The sequence below is a fragment of the Sphingomonas sp. TX0543 genome, from assembly GCF_048565505.1.
GTDB lineage: Bacteria > Pseudomonadota > Alphaproteobacteria > Sphingomonadales > Sphingomonadaceae > Sphingomonas.
The window spans coordinates 475,726-492,668 of the sequence record NZ_JBLZUS010000002.1 but is presented as its reverse complement, the minus strand read 5'-3'; the positions used below and the strand labels follow the sequence as shown (position 1 = coordinate 492,668).

19 protein-coding genes are annotated in these 16,943 nt (G+C 66.7%); 2 read left to right on the top strand and 17 right to left on the bottom strand.

Going from position 1 to position 16,943, the window contains the following annotated elements; translation table 11 throughout:
- Positions 1-59 precede the first annotated feature (59 nt).
- Both alr and ACM61V_RS02985 read left to right on the top strand, forming a co-directional pair.
- Complete coding sequence (alr, locus tag ACM61V_RS02990) at positions 60-1,175, top strand: alanine racemase (protein ID WP_137787056.1); 1,116 nt, start codon at positions 60-62, stop codon at positions 1,173-1,175.
- Positions 1,172-2,440: a D-amino acid dehydrogenase gene (locus ACM61V_RS02985; protein WP_137787057.1), complete on the top strand. Its 1,269-nt coding sequence runs from the start codon at positions 1,172-1,174 to the stop codon at positions 2,438-2,440. Before alr ends, ACM61V_RS02985 begins: the two co-directional genes overlap by 4 nt.
- A 37-nt stretch (positions 2,441-2,477) precedes the next feature.
- On the opposite strand, the gene ACM61V_RS02980 is transcribed toward ACM61V_RS02985, so the two are convergent.
- The 17 genes from ACM61V_RS02980 to fliF form a co-directional block, all read right to left on the bottom strand.
- The gene (locus ACM61V_RS02980) at positions 2,478-3,047 is read right to left on the bottom strand and encodes an HNH endonuclease (RefSeq protein ID WP_137787058.1); all 570 of its coding nucleotides are present in this window, start codon (positions 3,045-3,047) and stop codon (positions 2,478-2,480) included.
- Positions 3,048-3,198: 151 nt separating this feature from the next.
- Positions 3,199-3,597: a flagellar protein FliS gene (locus ACM61V_RS02975; RefSeq protein WP_137787059.1), complete on the bottom strand. Its 399-nt coding sequence runs from the start codon at positions 3,595-3,597 to the stop codon at positions 3,199-3,201.
- 2 nt (positions 3,598-3,599) lie between these two features.
- The gene (fliD, locus tag ACM61V_RS02970; RefSeq protein WP_137787060.1) at positions 3,600-5,123 is read right to left on the bottom strand and encodes a flagellar filament capping protein FliD; all 1,524 of its coding nucleotides are present in this window, start codon (positions 5,121-5,123) and stop codon (positions 3,600-3,602) included.
- A 34-nt stretch (positions 5,124-5,157) separates the two neighbouring features.
- Positions 5,158-6,288 carry an EscU/YscU/HrcU family type III secretion system export apparatus switch protein gene (locus ACM61V_RS02965; RefSeq protein WP_137787061.1) on the bottom strand — a complete coding sequence of 377 codons (1,131 nt, stop codon included), beginning with the start codon at positions 6,286-6,288 and terminating at the stop codon, positions 5,158-5,160.
- On the bottom strand, positions 6,288-7,061 hold the full coding sequence (fliR, locus tag ACM61V_RS02960; protein ID WP_137787062.1) for a flagellar biosynthetic protein FliR: 774 nt from the start codon (positions 7,059-7,061) through the stop codon (positions 6,288-6,290). The genes ACM61V_RS02965 and fliR overlap by 1 nt, the downstream gene beginning before the upstream one ends.
- A gap of 3 nt (positions 7,062-7,064) precedes the next feature.
- Entirely contained in the window at positions 7,065-7,337 is a 273-nt protein-coding gene (gene fliQ, locus ACM61V_RS02955; RefSeq protein ID WP_137787063.1) for a flagellar biosynthesis protein FliQ, read from the bottom strand.
- A 7-nt stretch (positions 7,338-7,344) separates the two neighbouring features.
- Positions 7,345-8,226, bottom strand: a complete 882-nt coding sequence (gene fliP, locus ACM61V_RS02950; RefSeq protein ID WP_137787064.1) for a flagellar type III secretion system pore protein FliP — start codon at positions 8,224-8,226, stop codon at positions 7,345-7,347.
- Positions 8,223-8,492: a flagellar biosynthetic protein FliO gene (locus ACM61V_RS02945; RefSeq protein WP_137787065.1), complete on the bottom strand. Its 270-nt coding sequence runs from the start codon at positions 8,490-8,492 to the stop codon at positions 8,223-8,225. The genes fliP and ACM61V_RS02945 overlap by 4 nt, the downstream gene beginning before the upstream one ends.
- 7 nt (positions 8,493-8,499) lie before the next feature.
- The gene (fliN, locus tag ACM61V_RS02940) at positions 8,500-8,802 is read right to left on the bottom strand and encodes a flagellar motor switch protein FliN (RefSeq protein WP_137787066.1); all 303 of its coding nucleotides are present in this window, start codon (positions 8,800-8,802) and stop codon (positions 8,500-8,502) included.
- Complete coding sequence (locus ACM61V_RS02935) at positions 8,799-9,737, bottom strand: flagellar motor switch protein FliM (RefSeq protein ID WP_137787067.1); 939 nt, start codon at positions 9,735-9,737, stop codon at positions 8,799-8,801. The genes fliN and ACM61V_RS02935 overlap by 4 nt, the downstream gene beginning before the upstream one ends.
- Positions 9,738-9,743: 6 nt before the next feature.
- Positions 9,744-10,379, bottom strand: coding sequence for a flagellar basal body-associated FliL family protein (locus ACM61V_RS02930; RefSeq protein ID WP_137787068.1), 636 nt, complete (start codon positions 10,377-10,379; stop codon positions 9,744-9,746).
- 17 nt (positions 10,380-10,396) lie between these two features.
- A complete protein-coding gene (locus tag ACM61V_RS02925; protein WP_137787069.1) occupies positions 10,397-11,686 on the bottom strand; it encodes a flagellar hook-length control protein FliK in 1,290 nt (429 codons plus the stop codon).
- A 39-nt stretch (positions 11,687-11,725) separates the two neighbouring features.
- Positions 11,726-12,145 carry a hypothetical protein gene (locus tag ACM61V_RS02920; RefSeq protein ID WP_137787070.1) on the bottom strand — a complete coding sequence of 140 codons (420 nt, stop codon included), beginning with the start codon at positions 12,143-12,145 and terminating at the stop codon, positions 11,726-11,728.
- A complete protein-coding gene (locus ACM61V_RS02915) occupies positions 12,138-13,466 on the bottom strand; it encodes a FliI/YscN family ATPase (protein ID WP_137787071.1) in 1,329 nt (442 codons plus the stop codon). Before ACM61V_RS02915 ends, ACM61V_RS02920 begins: the two co-directional genes overlap by 8 nt.
- A gap of 10 nt (positions 13,467-13,476) precedes the next feature.
- Entirely contained in the window at positions 13,477-14,226 is a 750-nt protein-coding gene (locus ACM61V_RS02910) for a FliH/SctL family protein (protein WP_137787072.1), read from the bottom strand.
- Positions 14,219-15,238, bottom strand: coding sequence for a flagellar motor switch protein FliG (gene fliG / locus ACM61V_RS02905; protein ID WP_283214563.1), 1,020 nt, complete (start codon positions 15,236-15,238; stop codon positions 14,219-14,221). The genes ACM61V_RS02910 and fliG overlap by 8 nt, the downstream gene beginning before the upstream one ends.
- A gap of 4 nt (positions 15,239-15,242) precedes the next feature.
- Positions 15,243-16,940 carry a flagellar basal-body MS-ring/collar protein FliF gene (fliF, locus tag ACM61V_RS02900; RefSeq protein ID WP_137787073.1) on the bottom strand — a complete coding sequence of 566 codons (1,698 nt, stop codon included), beginning with the start codon at positions 16,938-16,940 and terminating at the stop codon, positions 15,243-15,245.
- Positions 16,941-16,943 lie beyond the last annotated feature (3 nt).

The following is a 16,943-nucleotide window of genomic DNA, read 5'->3' as shown; positions in this document are numbered from 1 at the left end:
CGCGATTCGGCCAAAGATTTGAACAGATCGCCGGTATGATTTTGTCGTGGAGGATGCCGATGGTGAGTGAGGTCTGCCAGCCCGGTTCGAGCCGGCTTACGATCGATCTTGACGCGATACGCGCCAATTACCGGCTGATAGCGGCACGAGTGGCGCCAGCGGCCTGCGCGGCGGTCGTCAAGGCGGACGCTTATGGGCTGGGCGCGGCGCAGGTCGCCCCGGCGCTGCGCGAGGCCGGTTGCCGCATCTTTTTCGTCGCGCAGCTGGTCGAGGCGATCACGCTGCGCGAGGCGCTTGGCCTGGACAGCGACATTCTGATCCTCAACGGCCTGGACCCGGGGTGCGAAACGCCGTGTGCCGAGCTCGGCTTCGTTCCAGTGCTCAATTCGGCGAGCCAAGTCGAACGATGGCGTCGTCATGCGCGCGAGCGCGGCGTGGCGCTGCCGGCGGCGCTGCAGGTGGACAGCGGCATGTCGCGGCTCGGGCTGGACATGGATGCGGCGACCGCGCTTTCCGGCGATGCGACTTTCGCGCGCGAGGTGTCACTGCGCCTCGTCATGACGCACCTCGCTTGCGCCGACGAGCCGGGCAACCCCGCCAACGACGCGCAGCGTGCCCGGTTCGAGCAGGCACGCGCGCTGTTTCCCGGCGTCCCGGCGTCGATCGCCAACAGCGGCGGGGCGTTTCTGCCGGCGACGTTTCATGGCGATGTGGCGCGCCCCGGTATCGCGCTCTACGGGGCGCCGCCGAGCGCCCTGGCCATCGGGCTGCGCATGGTTGCGACGCTGTCGGCGCGCATCATCCAGATCCGTGACATCGCCACCGGCACGGGCGTCGGCTACGGGCTGGACTATATTGCGGAGGAGCGGCGCCGGATCGCCACGATCGGCATCGGTTATGCGGATGGCTGGCCGCGCCATTTGAGCGGCCACGGCGCTGCGTGGCATCAGCGGCGGCGGCTGCCGATCGTCGGCCGCGTATCCATGGACAGCATGACGATCGATATCTCGTCGCTCCCCGATCATGCGCTGGCGGAAGGCGATTTCGTCGAACTGCTCGGCCCCTCGCAATCGCTCGACGACGTCGCGGCCGACGCCGGCACGATATCGTATGAAATCCTCACACAGCTCGGGCGGCGGCATAGCCGCCGTTACGTCGATGGAGCGCAGCAATGAGAGTGATCGTCCTTGGCGCTGGCGTGATCGGTGTTACATCGGCTTATTATCTGGCACAGGCCGGCCATGAGGTGACGGTGATCGACCGCCAGTCCGGCCCGGCGCTCGAAACCAGTTTAGCCAACGCCGGGGAGGTTTCGCCCGGCTATGCCTCCCCCTGGGCCGCGCCCGGCATTCCGCAGAAAGCGGTACGCTGGCTGTTGATGCGCCACGCCCCCCTGATCCTGCGGCCGAAGCCGGATGCGGCGATGCTGCGCTGGCTGGCGATGATGCTGCGCAACTGCACCGAGGCGCGCTACGCGCTCAACAAGAGCCGGATGGTCGGGCTGGCCGAATTCAGCCGCGATGAACTCAAGCGCCTGCGCGAGACGCTCGGCATCGCTTATGACGAGCGTGCGCAGGGCACGCTTCAGCTGTTCCGTACGGAAAAGCAGCTCGCTGGCGCCGCGAAGGACATGGCGGTGCTCGATGATTTCGGGGTAGGCTATGAGTTGCTCGACCGCGCGGGTTGCGTCGCGGCCGAGCCGGGCCTCGCGGCGACCAGCGACAAGTTCGTCGGGGGCCTTCGCCTGCCCGGCGACGAGACGGGCGATTGCCAGATGTTCACCCGCGCGCTGGCCGAGTGGCTGGCCGCGAATGGCGTCGATTTCCGCTATGCCACCACGGTCGAGGCGCTGGAGCAGCAGGGCGGTCGCGTGACTGGCGTGCGGACCAACGCGGGCGTGGTGCGCGGGGATGCCTGTCTCGTCGCGATGGCGAGCTATTCGCCAGCCTTGCTCAAGCCGCTCGGGATGACGCTGCCGGTCTATCCGGTAAAGGGCTATTCGATCACCGTGCCGGTCGCCGATCCGGCCCGCGCCCCGGTCTCTACGCTGCTTGACGAGACGTACAAGATCGCGATCACCCGGCTTGGCGATCGCGTCCGTGTCGGCGGCATGGCGGAGATATCGGGGTTCGATCGGAGCCTTTCCGACCGGCGGCGGGCGACGCTGCTCCATTCGCTGACCGATCTGTTCCCCGGCGGCGCGAGGATCGACGGCGAGACGAATTTCTGGAGCGGGCTGCGCCCCATGACGCCGGATGGCCCGCCGGTGATCGGGCGCACACCGGTGGACGGACTGTTCCTCAACACCGGCCACGGCACGCTCGGCTGGACGATGGCGTGCGGATCGGGCCACCTGATCGCCAGCCTGATCGGGGGCACGCCACCTGCGATCGATCCCGCCGGCCTCGGGATCGATCGTTACCGGCGCGGCGAACGCTAGTCGCGCAGCGTCGAGCAGGCCGGATCGGATCGGCGCTTCACGCCTCCAGTTCGATGTCCCAGTAAAGCCAGTCGTGCCAGGTGTCGTGCAGGTAATGGGGCGGAAACGCGCGGCCATGCTCCTGCAGATGCCAGCTCGTCGGGCGGATCGGCTCGATATGCAGTGGCATCTTCGCCTCGTTCGGCGTGCGCCCACCCTTGCGCAGGTTGCACGGGGCGCAGGCGGTGACGACATTTTCCCACGTCGTGCGCCCGCCGTAGGCGCGTGGCACGACATGATCGAAGGTCAGATCGCGATGCGTGGTGCCGCAATATTGGCACGCGAACCTGTCGCGCAGAAACAGATTGAAGCGGGTGAACGCCGGGAATTGCGATGGCTTCACATATTGCTTCAGCGCGATCACCGACGGCAGCTTCATCGCGAAATTCGGGCTGTGCACCTCCCGCTCGTAATGCGCGACGATATCGACGCGATCGAGAAACACTGCTTTCACTGCCGTTTGCCAGGGCCAGATCGACAGCGGATAATAGGAAAGCGGCGTGTAATCGGCATTCAGGACGAGCGTCGGGCAGCTGTCCGGATGGCGGATCAGATCGGGATGGAACAAGCCTCTGCCCCTTCGATACCGTGTCGCGATCGCCTTTCGGCGATTGCTGTGACGGCATGATGACAGAGGCGGAATCGCGCGGTCAAGTGTCGATCCCGTCCGCTTTCACATCTTGCGCGACGGGCGGCGCGAAATCTCCGTGAGTCCGCGGTCAGGCCGCGCGCGCCTGCGACCAGGCGGCGGCGATTTCGGCAAGATTGTCCGCCACGGCGCGGAATGGCGCGCCGTCATGCCCGATACTCGCACGAACGACCTGCGCGCGCGCGCCGGCATACAGCCGCGCCAGCGTGGCCGAAACGTCGCCGCCCTTGTCGAAATCGAGGTTCGCTTCCAGGGCGAAGAGGATCGCGGTGGCGCGCATCACGCGCTCGCTCTTGGTCGCCTGCTCGCGCCGCTCGGCGGCCCAGGCAGCGACACGCAGCGCCTGGATCAGCTCCTCGTAGAGCAGCGACACCAGCGCCGGGCCGTCCGCATTGGTGGTGCGTCCGGCCAGATCGATGTCGCGATAGGTTTGTGCCGGATTGCGCAGCAGCGCGCTTGCATAAGCCACCGTCAATTGCCCGATTTGGACCACATGGCGATCTGCTGCGTCATATAGGCCTGGGTGGACTTATATGCCGCCACCTTTGCGTTCATCGCGGCGAATTGCTGCGTCAGCCGGTCCGTCATCTGCTGCTGCTTGGTGGTGAGATCCTGCTGCTGCGTCGTCAGATCGCTCTGCGCCTTGGTGTAGGTCGTGGTCGACGCGCCCAGACCGTATAGCGTGCTCGTCGCGTTGAGCTTGATCGATTGCATCGCGGCGTTGATGCCGTCGGTGCCGATCGTCGCATAGGAGAACATCGCCTCCACCGCGGCGGGATTTGCGCTGATCGCGTTCGTCAATTTGGTCGCATCGACCGAGAGCGAGCCGTCGCGGTTGGTGGTGACGCCGAGGTCGGCAAGCGTGGCGGGCGCTCCGGGCGCCGCGTTGCTGAGCAGCGTCTTCGTCGTCAGCCCGCGCATCGAGCGATAGAGGCTCTGCGCGGCGCTGTCCGCGCGCAGATCGCCGTTGATCGGGTCGATCTGCGCCTTAAGTGCGGCGAAGACCTGATTATAGGTGTCCACCAGATCATTGACCGCATTGGTCAGCGCGGTCGTCGGCGTCGTCGAGGAGAGTGTCACCGGCGTGGCCGAGGTACTGGTCAGATTGATCTGCAGCCCCTGCACGAGATCGCTGATCGTATTGCTGGTGCGCTCCACCTGCACGCCGTCCAGCGTCAGCCTGGCGTTCTGAGCGGGGCTCGAAATCTTCATTCCGGCGCCGGGGCCGACGTTGAACGCCGATAGCGTGCCATTGTCATCGGTCGTCGCGGTCAGCGTGAACGCCTGTGCCGCGCCGCTCGCGCCCTTGAGCGACAGATACGCGCTTCCATCGGCATCGGTTACGATCGAGGCGCTGACGCCGGCCCCCGCCTTGTTGATCGCGTCGGCAAGCCCCGCGAGCGAATTGTTGCTGCTGTCGATCGTGATCGTCGCCGGCGTACCGCCACCAGCCACGAACGAGGCCATCGAGCCATCGGGATTGTAACCCGCGGTGCCGAGCGTCAGCGTGAACTGGCCGGTGCCGATCGCGGCGCTGCGGCTCGCCACGGGGGTCGTTGAAACCGCCGTCTGCGCGCTGGCAAGCTGACTCACCGTGATGCTGCCGCTCAACCCGTCGAGTTGCGCGCCGACCAGCGGCGTAACGCCAAGAACCGCGGTGTTCGAGCTTGCCGGTTGCGCAACCAGCGTTCCACCTTTCACCAGCCCTTCGAGCGCGCTGGCGAAATCGGAAATCTGCCCCTTGAGCGTCGCGACGTCGGAAATCTTGGTGGTCAGCGCGTCCGACTTTGCCTGTAGCGCCGCGACCTTGGTGGCGAACTGCGCGTTGACCAGCGAGGTGACGAGCGAACTCGTATCGACGCCAGAGCCGCTGTTCAGCGAGCTCAGAAGCTGCTGGGCGGCGGATGCGTTGACGCTTGCGGTGGAGGCCGCCGCCGTCGTCGACGTAGCGGTCGTCGTTGAGGTCGATCCGCTGGTGCTGCTCGTGGTGGTCATAACGACTCTCCAAACGACCGGATGCGGCCGATCTTTACCCCTGATTCACGCCATTTTCGTCGAACCGCGCGGTCGGCGGCACCTCGATCGCCGGGGGCGCCTTGCCGCCCATCGCAAGGTTGAGGTTGAACACGAACGCCAGCACCGTCGCGATCGCGAGATAGAGGTCGTCGCGCACCTCCTGCCCCTCGCGGCTGGTGTAATAGACGGCGCGGGCGAGCTGCGGATATTCGAGCACCGGCACTGCCATCTCGCCCGCCATCTCGCGGATCGCGAGCGCGGTCGCGCCGCGGCCCTTGGCGACCACTACCGGCACCTGATCCTGCCCGCGATCATAACGCAGCGCGACCGCGAAATGCGTCGGGTTGGTGAGCACGACATGCGCGGAGGCAAGCGCCTTCTTGGTAGAACGCGACAGGATCGCGCGCTGCCGGGCACGGATCTGGCCCTTCAGTTCGGGATTGCCGTCGCTTTCCTTGTGCTCGTCCTTCACTTCCTGCTTGGTCATGCGCAGCTTGCCGAGCAATTGCATGATCTGCACCGGCACATCGACCAGCGCGATCGCCACCAGCCCCAGCGCCATCACGATCAGAATATGCGTCAGCGTGCCGCCGAGCGCGCTGACCGCCGTCTCGATATCCGACGAGGCGAGGCCGAACATCATCCGCGATGAGGAAATGAGCAGCCACGCGCCGATAGATCCGAGCAGCACCACCTTGAGCAGCGATTTGCCCAGCTCGATCCAGCCGGTCGGGCCGAAGATGCGCTTCAGTCCGGACGCCGGATTGACCCGCGACGCCTTGGGTGCGAGCAACGTCGCGTTGAAGCCGAGCGAGCCAAGCGTCGCCTGGCTCAGGATCGCCGCCGCGATCATGATCGCGAACAACGCTCCGATCGCGGGGGCGAGCTTCCACCCCGCCTCCACCAGCGGCCGCCACGGCTGAAAATCCTCCACATCGCCGCGATCGAAGCGGAACGCGGCTGCCATCACCGCCTTGCACGCGTTGAGCAGCGACGAACCGAAGAAGGCGATCCACGCGACCCCCGCCAGCATCACCAGCGCGGTGGCAAGGTCGCGGCTCTTGAGCAGTTCGCCGCGTTCGCGGGCATCCTTCCGCCGCTTCTGGGTTGGTGCTTCCGTCCGTTCGCCGAACTGCTCCGCCATCAGCCGAGCACCAGCGATGAGGTGGCGGCCAGCGCCTCGCGTACGATCACCTGCATGTAATCGCCCATCGCGGGGAAGGCGATGGCGAGGCTCACCACACCGACGCCGAGGCTGGCTGGCAGGCCGATCGCGAACAGGTTCAGCGCCGGGGCGGAGCGCGACAGCATTCCGACGACAAGATTGAGGCACAAAAGCAGGAAGCCGACAGGCAGCGCCAGCAACAGCCCCGCAAGAAACGCGTAGCCACCGAACATCGCGATATCGCGCATCTGCCCGGTCGCCAGCCACGCGGCGCCGGGCGGCAGCGCGGTATAGCTTTTGAGGATCATGTCGACGAGGATCAGATGCCCGTCGAGCGACAGGAACAGCAGCGTCAACATCACCGAAAGAAACAGGCCGATCGCCGGAGACGAGCGCCCCGAGCCCGGATCGATCATGTTGGCGAAGCCGATGCCCATCGAGCCGCCGATGATCTCACCCGCCACCAGCGGCGCGGCGAAGGCGATCTGCAGGATGAAGCCGAGCGCGAGGCCGACGAGCGCCTCGGCGGCGACCGCGAGGAAGGTCGTCACCGCGAATATCTGCGCGGGCGGCTGAATCGGATGGCTGCCCAGCACCAGCACGCCGATCGCGCCGGACAGCGCCACGCGCACCTGCAGCGGCACCGATACGTTACCGAACACCGGCGCGGCGATGAACGCCGAGCCGACGCGCACCATCACGAAGATGAGCGCCCAGAGCTGCGGCTCGATCGAAAGGCCGAAGCCCAGCATCGTCTAACGCACCAGATCCGGGATCCGATCGAAGATGCTGACCGTGAAATCGCTCAGCAGGCCGAGGATCAGCCCGCCGAACACCATGATCGAGATCGCAACGATGATCAGCTTCGGCACGAACGTCAGCGTCTGTTCGTTGATCGAGGTCGCCGCCTGGATCATGCCGAAGATCAGGCCGGATACGAGCGCCGGGATCAGAATCGGCGCGGCGGCGAGCGCCAGCACCCACATCGTCTGGTTCGCAACGGTCAGGAAATAATCAGCATCAGCCATGATGAGCTCACGTCGCGAAGGAGTTGGCGAGGCTGCCCATCGTCAGCGCCCAGCCGTCCACCAGGACGAACAACAGCAGCTTGAACGGCAGCGAGATGATCGATGGCGACAGCATCATCATGCCGAGCGACATCAGGACGGTCGCGACCACGAGATCGATCACGATAAACGGCAGGAAGATCAGGAAGCCGATCTGAAAGGCGGTCTTCAGCTCGCTCGTCACGAACGCGGGCAGCAACACCGAGAACGGCACGTCCTTCGGATTGGCATAGGGGCCCGATTTCGCCATTTCGGCGAACATCGTCAGATCCTTCACCCGCGTCTGTTTCGCCATGAAGGCGTGGAGCGGCTCCCCGGCCGTCCTTATCATGTCGGTGCCGGCAAGTTTCCCGGCGGCATATGGCTGGATCGCCTGCGTGTTGATCTGGTTGATCGCGGGCGCCATCACGAAGAAAGACAGGAACAGCGACAGCCCGATGAGCACCTGATTGGGCGGGGTCTGTTGCAGGCCCATCGCCTGGCGCAGGATCGACAGCACGATGATGATCCGCGTGAAGCTGGTCATCATCAGGATGATGCCCGGCAGGATCGTCAGCAGCCCCATGATGATGAGGACCTGCAACGACAGCGAGAGCGATCCGTTGCCGGTCTGCCCCGATGCCGCGCCGCTGGAAAGCTGGCCGAGCGCACGGTCGACGGCATCGCCCACGCCCGGTGCAGCCGGTGCTGCCGGTGGTGCCACCTGGGCGAAGGCGGGGAGGGCGATCGCCAGCGCCAGTACGATCGCGATCAGCGCGAGCGCGACCTTGCCCCATGCAACGCCATCCGTCCGTCGGGCGGTGCGCTGGCGGAACAGCGCGGGGCCTTCGCCGATACGCGTCAGGCTCATGCGATCTCGCCCCGCGCCACCGTCTTGTCGACCAGGGTTACGCCGCCCCGCCCGACCGAGACGAGCAGCCGCGATCCTTCAAAATCGACCACCGCCAGCTTCACACCGGTGGAGATCATCATCGTTTCGCGCACCGCGATCATCCGCGTCGCCGATTTGCCCGGCATCCGGCTTTCCAGCCGCCGCCACAGATAAAGCGAGCCGATCATCAGCCCGCAGACGAGCGGCAGCAGGACGACCAGCTTCAGAACATAGGTCCACATCATCGCGGGGTCAGCCGCGCTTGTCAGGATTGACCAGCTCGGTCATCCGAACGCCGAAACGCTCGCCGACCGTCACGACTTCGCCGCGCCCGATCAGCGTCCCGTTGACGAATACCTCGAGCAGCTCGTTGGCCTGCCGGTCCAGCTCGATAACGCTCGATTCGCCCAGCGCCAGCAGTTCGCGCAGCGTGAGCTGGGTCGAGCCGATCTCGACCGTCAGCTTGACGTCGACATCCTGCAACAGCCGGAAGTTGGCCGCCACCGCGCCCGAGGCGTCCGGGTCCACCGCGAATGTGCCGGTCATGTCGTTCATGCGAACTGTCCTTCAAGGCTCTTGAGTTTGGTGAGGCGGATGGCGGCATGGCCGTTGGCGGTGCCGACAGTGCCGGTGCCGAGGCGGTCGTTGCCAACCATCACCGGCACGTCGTTGGTGAAATGGATCGGGATCACGTCCCCGGGCTGCAATTCCATGAGCCGGGCGAGGCTGATGACCGGCTCGGCCAGCACCGAGCGGACGGGGAAACGCACCTGCATCGCGGCGCGGGTGAGCGCGGCAGTCCATTGCGCATCCTGCTCGGCGGGCTTGGCGACGACCTTGCCGGTCAGCGCGGTGCCATGCGGCTTCAGCGCCGTGACCGGATAGACGAGATCGACGAAGACCGGGCGCGCCTGGCCGGCGGCGATGCCAAACCGCGTGACGATCATCGCATCGTCCGCCTCGATGTTGTTGAGCATCGCCGGATTAGCCTCGCAGCGACCGACGGTGAAGTTGACGTGGGTGAGCGGCTCCCATGCGGCGGCCAGCGGCGTGGCGATCATCTCGCCAAGGCGCGACACCATCGCGTCGGCGGCGGGAGAGAATTCGGTGGGCAGCTCGGCCGGCACATGGCCGGTGCCGCCGAAGAACAGATCGAGCAGTTCGAGCACGAACCGCCCGTCGAACACGCACAACGCGGTGCGATCGTCCATGCCGAGCGGCAGCCACGCGGTCAGCTGGTCCGGGCGCTCGGCCCGATAATCGGCGAAGCGCTGCACCATCAGCGGCTCCGCCCATGTCCTCGCCTCCTGCCGCAGCACCGGCTCGAACACGCCGCGCAGGCTCCGTGCGAGCCGCGCGGAAAGATGCTGCAACGTGTGCAGATCGCCGAACGGATTGAGCTTCGTCTGGCCGAGCCCGCCCGGCTGGACGGTCTCGCTCCGGGTGCGCTCGCGCCGATCGGCGTCAGAAGGTGAAGCGGCGTTAACCATGCCTGCTCACTGAACAACGAAATTGGTAAAGTAGACGTTACCAACGCCGCCGAAACCTTCCTTTTCCTTAAGAACCTTGTTGATCGCCACCGCCAGCCGCTTCGCCAGCGCCTGTTTGCCGTCGGAGGTGAACACCTGATCCTCGCCGGTATCGCCCAGCGCCATCAGGATGGCGGAGCGTACGGCGATGTCATTCGTCTTGATGTTGCGGATGACCGTATCGTCATAAGGCGTCGAGATCGCGATACCGACCTGCAGGAAATGCACCGAATCCTGAAGGTTCGCGGTGAAATCCTTCTCCATCGCGTAGTAGTTGGAGGCGTAGCGATCGCCGCCCTCGCCGGCGGGCGTGGGCATGCCGTGGTTCTCCGCCGGCTTGGCCTCGGCGCTTTCGCCGCCGCCGTGGCCGCCCTCTTCCTTGCCTTCGCCAGCGTGCTTCTGCTCGCTTTTCGGTACGAGCTTCGGGCCGGGCTTCTCATGAGCGGTGCTCTTGCCGCCGATGATCCCGGATCCGGCCGCGTACAGACCGGCGCCCACCCCGCCGCCGATCAGCACCAAGGCGCCGACCACCAGCAGGATGATCTTGGGCAGTTTTTTCTTCTTCCTGGCGGGCGCTGCGGCCTGGGCGTCGGTGTCGCTCATGTCTCTTTCCTTGGGCATCAGGCGATGCGTTCATCGGTGTCGGCGGCGTGATCCGCCTCGGTTGCGGCGCCCGGAGGCGCTGAGTTCTTCGCGGCGTTCTGGCTGGCGCGCTGCTGCTGTTGCTGCGCCAGCGGCTGGCCGCCGGCATCGCTCGTGCCGCCGGTGGTGGCGGAAAGCTTCAGCCCGCGCGCTTCGGCGAGTTCCGTCAGACGCGGCTGGGCTTCCGCAAGGATCTGTCGCGTTTCGGGCTGATGCGCGTCCAGGTGGACCGAAACACCGTCTCCCTCGCGCTTTAGCGACACGTCGATCTTGCCGAGCGCGTCCGGGATCAGGCGGATGCTGGCGTCGTTGGCATTGGCGGCGTCGCGCAGCGCGTCGATTCGCTGGATCATCTGGTGGGGCCAGTTGTCCTGCCTCATATCGAGCGCTGTCTGTCGCGGGTCGGCCGACGCGGTCACTGCATGCAGGGAATTGTCGGTGCCTGCCGGGAAGACGGCTAGCGAGGCTTGCGCCTGGTCGGTGGCGGGACGATCCTCGCTAGCTGCACGCTGGATCGCTGCTGCGAAAACCTGGGCGGCGGGGGCGATCCGTGCAACCTCAGGCTCGGCTTGCGCGGGTGCGGGCGTCAGCACGACCGCTGGCGATGCCACCGAACCGGCTGACGGCGGCGATGGCGCCGCGGCGGCGGGCGTCTTGCCGATCGCCGGCTCCGGCTCCGCCGGGCCGACGGGTGGCAGCACGATCAACCGGGGCGGGGAGGCTTCGGGCTGTGCTGGCGCCTGATCCGGCGCAGTGGCGGGCGGCGTGATAATGACCGGTTCAAGGGGAACATGCGCCGCGCCGGCCGCGGGCGGCGGCGGCCCGGGTGGAGTGGTCGTTGCGGCCGGGGCCGAGATGATCGGCGCGCGGTCGGCGACTGAAGGGAGCGCCATCATCCTGTTCCCGCGATCCGACGCCAGCACCGACATCGCAGCGGGCGTGATCGCATCTGCGGGCGTATTCGCCGCGCTCGACGCGGGCCGGCTGTCCGAAGTTGGCGCGCTGACCGGCGCGGGCGTCGGCATGCTTGGTGGAAGCGTCACGAGATCTGGCGCGAGCCACGCAATCGGGTTCGCGCTGTCGCCCGTGTCCGGCAAATCCTTGCCGGTTGCGGCATCGTCCTGCCGCGCGGCAACCGCATCGTCGCCTGTGCTGACAGCCGGATCGAGCAGCGAGGAGAATGCCGCACGCGCGGGCGCCCCGCCTGCCGCTAAGGCGGGATTTGCGGTTTTAGGCGAGGATGGCGCGAGGTTCGAAACTGCGTTCATGAGTCCCTGCTCGTCGGCGGTGTTGTTCCCGACCAGTACTCAGCAAGGATCGTGCCGGATCTTTCGAACCGGGGGCGTCTCGCGGAGGGCGCGGATTTCGCGCAGCGCGGCATCGGCCATTCCGCGCTCGATCAGTTTTTCGACTGCGCCTTGATCGCGCTTCGCTGCGCGGGTGGCCGCAGCGGCGCGCTCGGCGTCGGCTTCGGCGCTGCGAACCCGGTTCGCGGCGGTTTCGGCCGACCGGTGCAGCCGCTCACGATAATGTGCCGCCGCGGCAAGCGAGAAACCGGCCGCGCCCACCGGTGCGGGCGCGACCTCATCCGCCAGCAGCGCGATCCGGGACGAAAGCGCGGCTTCCTGTTGATGCGCCGCGCGTGCCCGCGCCTCATCCGCATGCGCCAGTCCGAGCTGCAGCGTCCGCACGCGCAGTACGCGAGCGAGCTTCTTTGGATCAGCCATCGCCGAACACGCCGGTCAGCTCCGCAACCGAATCCTCTAACGGCACGATCGCGTCTGCGTCCTGTCGGATGAATTCCATCACTGCCGGGTGATAGGCGATCGCGGCATCGATCTCCGCATCGCTGCCGCTGCGATAGGCGCCCATCAGCACCAGATCGCGATTTTCCTCATAGGTCGCAAGATGGCGACGAAGCACGCGCGCGGCCTGGATATGCGCGGGCGCGGCGATGTCGGTCATCACGCGGCTCACCGATTTCGATATGTCGATCGCGGGATAGACGGCGCGCTCGGCAAGCGTGCGGCTAAGCACGATGTGCCCGTCCAGGATCGAGCGCGCGGAATCAACGACCGGATCGTTGCCGTCGTCGCCATCGGCCAGCACGGTGTAGATCGCGGTGATCGAGCCGCCCGATGTAACGTCGGTGCCCGCCCGCTCGATCAGATTGGGCAGCATCGCGATCGCCGACGGCGGATAGCCACGCGCCGACGCCGGCTCACCCAGAGCAAGGCCGATCTCCCGCCCCGCATGCGCGACGCGAGTGAGCGAATCCATGATGAGCAGCACGTCCTTGCCCTCCGCGCGGAAGGCTTCGGCGATGGCGGTGGCGCGCAGCGCGCCGCGAATGCGCAGCACCGGCGAATGATTGGCGGGGACGGCGACGACGACGCTTTTTGCGCGCGCCTGCCCCGCGACCTTGGTTTCGAGGAAGTCGGCCACTTCGCGGCTCCGCTCGCCGATCAGCCCGATGACGATCACATCGGCTTTCGCCGCGCGCACCATCATTCCGAGGAGCACGGATTTGCCGACGCCCGAGCCCGCCATGATACCGATGCGCTGGCCCTTGCCGATCGTCAGCAGGCCATTGATCGCGCGAACACCGACATCAAGCGGTTGCAGCACGCGCCCGCGATCAAGCGGAGACTGGTGCCTCCCCGCGAGCGGCCACGCGCCCGCGCCACGTATCGCGCCAAGCCCGTCGATCGGGCGGCCAGCGCCATCGACCACGCGGCCGAGCAGCGCCTTGCCCACCTCCGCCGCGCCCGGCTCGCCGATCGGCCGCACCGGCGCCTGCGGAAGCAGCGCGGCCGGGCCGCCGAGGTTCATCAGCAACGTGCGGCCGTTGCGGAAGCCGATCACCTCGGCCTCCACCCCGTTCGCGCGATCCCCGACCTGGCAGACCGTGCCCACCGGCAGATTGAGCCCGATCGCTTCCATCAGCAGCCCGTCGAACGAGGCGAGCCGGCCGGAGACCTTTGGTACGGGGCGGAAGTCGCCCGCATCCAGAGCGTCCAGATAATCTTCGGTGAAACGGTTCAGCATCGCGCCCGCGTCAATCCGCGTCGGAGGAAAATTTCGGCACGGCAATCTTGTCGAGCGCGCGTGCCAGCTGGTCGAGCCAGATTTCCGGCCCGTCCTCGACGATCGTGGAGGCGGCCTCCATCACGAAGCTGCCGCGAGTTACCTGCGCATCGCCGATCGCAAAAACCGTCGCCGGCAGATGCCCTTCAAGCAGCGCGATATCGGCCGGGTGGACGCGCAGCATCGCGCTCTCCGACGCGTCGGCCAATAGTTCGGTCGCCGTTTTGACACGCGCGGCGAGCAGCTCTCCAGACACGCCTGTCTCGCCGACCAGCCGCGTTACGAGATGCAGCACCGTTTGCCGCAGATGCGCGGCCAGTCGCTCGCGATCGATTCGCGCATCCGATCGCATTGCCTCGACCAGCCGGGCCAGCAGCGCGCGATCGCGCTCCGCCGCCTCGTTATGCTCGGCCTGCGCGGCGGCATAGCCAGCGTCGAACCCGGCCTGCTGCGCCACCTGCACCGGATCGATGAAGGGGGACGGCTCGGCGCATGCGTCGAGCGGGTTCCAGCCCTCGGTTGGACTGGTGCCGGCATCGGCCGGCGCGTAGCCGCGCGGACGGCTTTCACCTTCGCCCGTGAACGCTTCCTTGATCCGCGCGATCAGATCGGCGGGGGCGAAGCCCGGTGTCTGTTCGGCGAAACTGCGTTGCAGGCGCAGCGCTGCGTCGCTGCCGCGCGCGGAAAGGCCGACGACGAAATCCTGCGAGGCCTCAGACATAATCGTCCTCGCCGCCGCCCATCATGATCGTGCCGTCCTTGGCCAGATTGCGGGCGATCTGGATGATCGCCTTCTGCGCCTCCAGGACCTCGGAAAGCTTCATCGGTCCGCGTGCTTCCATGTCGTCGCGTATGCCGTCGGCGGCGCGGGCGGACATGCAGCCGAGGAAACGGTTGCGCGCTGCCTCGTCCACGCCCTTCAGCGCGCGGGTGAGAATATCGCCGTCGATGTTGCGGATCAGCGTGCCCAGATTCTTGTCGTCCATGTCGAGAAGATTGTCGAAGACGAACATCGCCTCCTCGATCGCCTTGGCGGTTTCCTTGTCGAGCTTGAACAGCTTGGGCATCACCCGCTGCTCGGTCGCCTTGCGCGCGCTTTGCAGAATCTTCGCCGCCTCGCGCGTGCCGCCGAGCTGCATCTGCGCGCCCTGTTGCGCGCTGCTGCCGCGGTTCGCGAGCATGGTGCGCAGCGTCTCCACCGCTTCCGGCGTGATCGGGCCGAGCGTGGCAATGCGATGCAGCACTTCAGGCTGAACGGCTGCGGGGAGCAGTTCGAGCACCTGGCTGCCGACCGAGGGATCGAGATTGGCGATCAGCACCGCGGCGATCTGTGGATGCTCCTTCTCGATCATGCCGGCGATCTCGGCCGCGTCCATCCAGTCGAGCAGGTCGATCCCGCACGCCGCGTCCGTCGGCGTGATGCGCGCGAGCACGCTGTCGGCCTTTTCCTGGCCGAGTGCGCGATGCATCACCGCCTCGATTTTCGGGCGCGGGTCGAAGGCGATGCCGGTGCGCTCGCGGGCACGGCCGACGAAATCGTCGAGCACCCCCGCCACTTCGCCCTCGCTCACGTCCGCGACGGAAAACATCGCCTTGCCAAGCTGGCGCACCTCATCCGGCTCCAGCTTCTGGAGGATCGCGGCAGCCTCTTCCTCACCGACGAGCATCATCAGCACAGCCGCGCGCTCGATTCCGCTGAAGCTGCGGACGATCGCGGTGGTTGGGGCGTTCACCGGATTATGCCTTTATCATGTCGCGAACCGCGAGCGCGGCGCGCGCCGGGTTGTCGCGAGTGAAGCCGCGCACGGCGCCGATCCGCTCCTCATAGCTCTGCGCCCGTTCGAGATCGTCGATCCCCACCGGGCCGGCGATCTGGATGCCGCCGCCTTCGCCCGTGATCGCACCGGCGCTGCCCATCTGAGCGCCGCCTGGCCCGGCGAGCGCTGGAGCGGTCGAAGCATCATCGCGCTTCTTCATCAGCGCCTTGGCCAGCGGGCGGACGCCGAGCAACAGCACCAGCAGCGCGATCACGATGGCGGTGATGTTGCGGGCGAGCACCGGAAGCCAGCTGTTGTCATACCATTTCGGCCCGCTCGCCATTGCCGATGCATCGGCGAACTTCTTGCTGATGACCGTCACATTGTCGTTGCGCGCGGCGTCGAAGCCGACCGCCGATTTCACGAGATCGGTGATCTGGCCCACCTCCATCGCGGTCCGGCGGCCCTTGTCCGGCTCACGCAACAGGATGGCGACCGACAGCCGCTTGATTCCGCCCGGCGCGGCGCGCGTGACCGACACTTCCTTGCCCAGATCATAGGCGCGCTGAAACTGGTCCGACTGCTTGTTCGCATCCGGGGCGGGAGCGCCGGCAGCGGGAGAAGGCGAGGCGGCCGGCTGCGGCTGGCCACTCGCGCCGGTCGCCGGCTGCGGCTTCTGCAAGGTGCTCGCGGGCGGCGGGGTATTGCTCAGCGTGCCGGGGATGCCACCGGGTGTCTGCGCGCCGTTCGCGGCCTGATTGCCGGTCCAGTTGCCGGCCTCGGCCCGCAGCGTGCCCTGCTTGTCATAGCTTTCGCGGGTCGCCTGCGTTTCGTCGAGATTGACGTCGGCCTGCACCTCGGCGGTGAAATTTCCCGCGCCGACCAGCGGGGTCAGGAGCTGGATGAGCTGCTGGCGGTATTTGTCCTCCACCTGCCGCTGCACGCGAATGCGCTGTTCGCTGCCGTTATCCGTTTGCCCGCCGGATTTTGAGAGCAGCCCACCCATCTGATCGACGACGGTCACGTTGTCCGGCTTCATTCCCGGCACCGACGACGCGACGAGATTGACGATCGAGCCGACCTGCGCGTCGCTGAGCGACCGTCCCGGCTGGAGCTTCAGCACCACCGAAGCGGATGGCGCGGCATTGTCGCGCACGAACACGCTGGCTTCCGGCACGGCAAGGTGGACCCGTGCCTCCGCCACCGTATCGATCTCCTGAATCGATCGCGCGATCTCGGTTTCGCGTGCCTGCCGCAGCCGCTCCCCTTCCACCGCCCGGGACACGCCCATCGGCAGCTGATCCAGGATCGCGTAACCCGCGGGCGTGGATTTCGGCAGGCCCTGACCCGCCAGCAGCATCCGTGCCCTGGCGAAATCATCTTCCGCCACCGTGAGCGAATCGGTGCCGGTATCGACATGGCTCTTGATGTTTGCGGCGGTGAGCGCGGAGGTGACCGCCGCCTTGTCGCTGTCGGCAAGGCCGGAGAACAGCGTTTTCTGCGGCGGCGTCGCGAGCATCGACCAGGCGAGCGCTGCCGCGCCGATCAGCCCGATCAGCAAGGCCATCGGGCCGGCGCGGCGCACCGCGGGCTGCGCGAACACGCCCTGGATCTGTCGCAGGGGATTGGCGAACCGCTCAGGGATCACCGGGTTTGAAGGAGCGAGTGCGTTGGCCATATC